5 protein-coding genes are annotated in these 3919 nt (G+C 57.2%); 4 read left to right on the top strand and 1 reads right to left on the bottom strand.

What is annotated here, in order from left to right:
• The 4 genes from IEX64_RS24590 to IEX64_RS23835 all read left to right on the top strand — a co-directional run.
• Positions 1 to 378 (top strand): ECs_2282 family putative zinc-binding protein (locus tag IEX64_RS24590; RefSeq protein WP_229710718.1); only part of this gene is annotated, 378 nt, incomplete at its 5' end.
• Positions 369 to 815, top strand: a complete 447-nt coding sequence (locus IEX64_RS23845) for a hypothetical protein (RefSeq protein ID WP_188823918.1) — start codon at positions 369 to 371, stop codon at positions 813 to 815. The genes IEX64_RS24590 and IEX64_RS23845, both read left to right, overlap by 10 nt.
• A 328-nt stretch (positions 816 to 1143) precedes the next feature.
• Positions 1144 to 1812, top strand: a complete 669-nt coding sequence (locus IEX64_RS23840; RefSeq protein WP_188823916.1) for a recombinase family protein — start codon at positions 1144 to 1146, stop codon at positions 1810 to 1812.
• Between the two features lie 172 nt (positions 1813 to 1984).
• Positions 1985 to 2209: a hypothetical protein gene (locus IEX64_RS23835; RefSeq protein WP_188823914.1), complete on the top strand. Its 225-nt coding sequence runs from the start codon at positions 1985 to 1987 to the stop codon at positions 2207 to 2209.
• A gap of 1044 nt (positions 2210 to 3253) precedes the next feature.
• On the opposite strand, the gene IEX64_RS23830 is transcribed toward IEX64_RS23835, so the two are convergent.
• Positions 3254 to 3544, bottom strand: a complete 291-nt coding sequence (locus IEX64_RS23830) for an excalibur calcium-binding domain-containing protein (protein ID WP_229710719.1) — start codon at positions 3542 to 3544, stop codon at positions 3254 to 3256.
• Between the last annotated feature and the right edge of the window lie 375 nt (positions 3545 to 3919).

Genomic DNA, 3919 nt, shown 5'->3' with positions numbered 1-3919 from the left:
TCGCCATATCGATGGTCCTTTCCATTCCATCTATATGACCTCGCGCACAAAATTACTGACAGGCCCAAAGTGAGTGTTGCACTTTTCAAGCCAGCTCTGTTCCGTTATTGTTCCACCCTAGTCACTCAGGAGTATGGCGCAATGAAGGACAACTATGACCGTTCTATCAGCCTGCAATGTCCGACCTGCGGCGGGACTGATTTCGAGCAGAACGACACTGAGCAGGTGAAATGCTATCGATGCGAGCGCGTGTTGACCAAAGCTGAGCTTCGGGAAGCCAATAATGGTCTTGTAGAGGCTGAGGTGGAAGACTTGAAAGCTGAGCTGCTGAAGGACGTGCGGGACGACTTCAAGAAGATGTTCTCCAAGTGGAAGTAAGTGTTAGCGACGGCATCGCCGTGATGGCTTTAGGGCTGTCGCTTTACACCATTTGGCGGCAGCACGGCTTGGATAAGCTGAACAGGCGTCTCAACGCACTCCTGATTGATAAGGAGGAGGCGGAAAGTCTTGCATCCCAGCGTGCGGACCTTTCGGCTGAGTTTCGGAGCAGAGCACGTAACAACTACGAGCTTCGCGTCTTCAACAGGGGGCGGGGCGTTGCTCGCCAAGTGCAGATGGAAGTTCAGTCTGGCGAAGAATTGTTCCACCGGGGCGATTTAACGAGAAAGCTCCCGTATCCTTCGTTGGATGTTCATCAATCATTCTCGGTTCTTGCGGCGGTACACATGCAATCGCCAAGACGCGCCACTGTTCGCTTGGTTTGGGACGATGATGCAGGTGGGGGCGAAAAGGTAGTTACCGCAGACGTTTTCTGAGAGGCCTCCCCCCCTCACGAACTTCCAACAACAACGAACAAGCTCAACCTTTAGCGGCAATTTTGAAATCGCCTGAGAGCGAGCAAACGAGGGACCCGCAGGAGGGGAAAAGGGACCCAGAAGGGACCCAAAGGCAAAACGCCCCTAGCCTTCTAGCTGCCTGCCACGCTCAGGCGCTTACGCGCTAACGGACTGACCTGCGGTGAGCGGCAGTCGAGCATATGCGGCGCTGCCTGACATGCCTCCCCGTTTTCTGCTGGACATTGGCTCGAATGTGGTGTTTGATTTCAGTCAACGTCCGTAGACTGAAACCATACAGGCATTCCCGATGACCACTTACGTTGCGTATGCTCGCGTCTCTACAGCCAAGCAGGGGCGTTCGGGCCTTGGGCTTGAGGCGCAACAGGAGGCGATCAGCGCTTACCTGAAGCCGGGAGACACTTTGCTTGCCCCTACCTATGTGGAAGTCGAGAGCGGAAAGCGCAGTGATCGGCCTGAACTGGCAAAGGCCCTTGATCATGCAAAGCTGACAGGCGCGACGTTGTTGGTGGCTAAGCTGGACCGTCTGGCCCGTAACGTCCGCTTCCTTCACTCGGTCTTGGAGAGTGGCGTTGAAGTGGCGTTCTGCGACCTTCCTCAAGTGCAAGGGGCAATGGGCCGATTTATCGTCAATCAGATGGCGGGTGTGGCAGAGCTTGAGGCCGGTCTGATCTCTGAGAGGACCAAAGCTGCCCTGAAGGCGGCGAAGGATCGTGGCGTCCAGCTTGGCGGCTATCGTGGGGGCGAGAAGGTCAACCCGTCCCTCGGTCTAGCTGAGCGGCAACGCCGTGCGGCTGACTTTGCGGCTCGCGTCCGTCCCGCCATCGCGGAGGCGCAAGCAAACGGAGCTACGAGCTTGAGGCAGATTGCGGCCTATCTGACGGCCAAAGGTGTCCAGACGCGGCGGGGTGGGCCGTGGGATGCGGCGAAGGTCAGGCAGCTAATGCTTCCCGCCTAGAATGGCGCAGTTCCTGGCCCCAATCGTGGACTGTCCGCAGGTGTAGTAAGTCCATGATATAGAACAAAATAATTTCTCGTTTACCATCTATTTGGGTTGTCGGCGGAATCCGGCCTCTCTAGTTCTCGTGGCACCGGCAGTGAGCCGGGGGACAGCCCAAAGGGAACTACACATGCGGGATCAATTCGAGCTGAGCGGTGAAACGGTCGTTGAGCTTCACGACATGGGGGATGAGTGTCTTGTCTTGTGTGCCGTCAATGAGACAGGACAGGTGGAAAAGGTAGCGCTGGAATGGGGACAGCTCGTGCAGGCTGTGGAAGCTCTGCGGCCCCGCTACGGCACCGACAAAAACACAGATCAGGCGAGCGGGCCTGAGAAGATAGTCTTGGAAGTCTGATCGATGAGCGAAGGGCCTACAGCGTCGGAAGTGGCGAAAGCGCGGAAGTTTGCTCCGCCTGTTCTCACTCTTGGGAGGCGTGCTGTCTCCCCTGAGGCTGAGGCCCTTGTCGCTCATTACCTTCAGGAAATCGTGCTGCCTTCGCTTCCTCCGGGCAAGAAGCGTCCAACAACCGTCCCTGCCATTCAGCGGGCGTTGGAGGGGGTGCTAGGTGGATTGACTGAAGCGGGAGGACAGTGGTTGCGCAGGTCCATGGACCGCAACAGCTTCAGGGCTGAGCCGGGGATAACGGTGGAGCAATTCTCCAAGGTCAAGGACGCCTTAGTTGCCGCTGGGTTTGTCCAACATGCCCCCGGCTTCATAGACCGCTCAGGAGTGGTGGCAGAAGGCGTCCAGACGCGATTGCGGCTTTCTCAGGAGGGCTTGGAGCTTGCAGCGACCTTTGGCGTCTCAGGCCCCCCCGAAAGCCATTTCTGTGATCCTTCAGGACCGCAGCCAGACTAGCAGGTATGCCATGACGATGAAGGCGAGGACAGCAACTAGGATTGCAGCCTCAAGGCGAATTGCCCTGTCTTCCTTGTGATCCCGATCTTCTCTCAACGCTTGCACCTATGGTCTTGCCAATAGCGTTGCCAGCGTAGCGCCCATCCACCGGCCACCATGGCACACGAAATGTCTCCGTAGCGGGGCGAGACGCACCATGCAGCGGTCCTGTTGCCTACCCCGTCGCCCTCGGAGACGCAGTGCAACGCGGGCCCTTCAATCATGACATGGCCTTCCCGGCTGTAGCCGATAGGTGTGCCTAGGAGAGAGGCAAGGGCGTCTCTGGCCTCTTTCGCACCCGCTTTGGGGCATGGTTGATTAGACCTGCATGTTCCGTCGATCTCTCTCGCTGCGATGCCTGCAAGCCTGACCCTTGGCCCTTCCTTGCACCATACGGGGCCATCACCATCCCAAACGCGAACAGGTGTGCAAGTGAACGCCTGATCGGCTGGGATTACAGCGACGGCAGCAAGAATGATTGAAAGCATCGACACTGCTCTATCATTCGCAGCCTATGCCGTCCCCATCCCGGTCAAGGTGGGGTCCATAGCCCGGTTGTCCTCTGTAGACCGGCGCGGCACCGGCAGCTCTAGCTTCCTTGCAGTTGCGATACGCTCCATTGCGGCGAGGTTGCGAATAGAGCGGCTGCGAGCTGCTAGAGCGTGAGGACGATTGGCTTGACTGTCCCGAACGGTGGCAGTGGTATTCCCCGGTCTTTCGGTTCGTATGGCACCCTTCCGCGTTCAATCCGCCTCCGTGGGCCAGCGCAGGGCCAGCCGGAACGGGGAGCATCAGCAACCCTGCGGTGATGATTGTGGCTGTCCTCATGTTTCCCTCACGCCTTGAGTGTTTTGAGCGTCACGGTCGTATGGACTGACCGTTACCCGAGAGTGAAGGTTTCCAAGTGTGAACACTTTGTAACGACGATGGGGAGGCTAATTGTTTGGCTAGAGTTCGGCTTAAGGGGGTGACCAAAGCTGAGACAGGTAGAAAGAGGAAAGTGGAAGACCAAAGATGATGGCCAATGAAGGGTCTTCATCCTTCTATCGTCTGAGCCCAAGGTTGGCTGAACGCCTACCTTACGTCTCCCTTAAGTCTTACTAGAGCGGTTTTCGACCGTTCTGAATCGGCATGGGATTCCCTTTGGTCACGATTTCTGATTCAGAA

The organism is Novosphingobium indicum (genome assembly GCF_014645195.1).
GTDB classification, from domain to species: domain Bacteria; phylum Pseudomonadota; class Alphaproteobacteria; order Sphingomonadales; family Sphingomonadaceae; genus Novosphingobium; species Novosphingobium indicum.
This window is presented reverse-complemented; position numbering and strand designations above follow the sequence as displayed.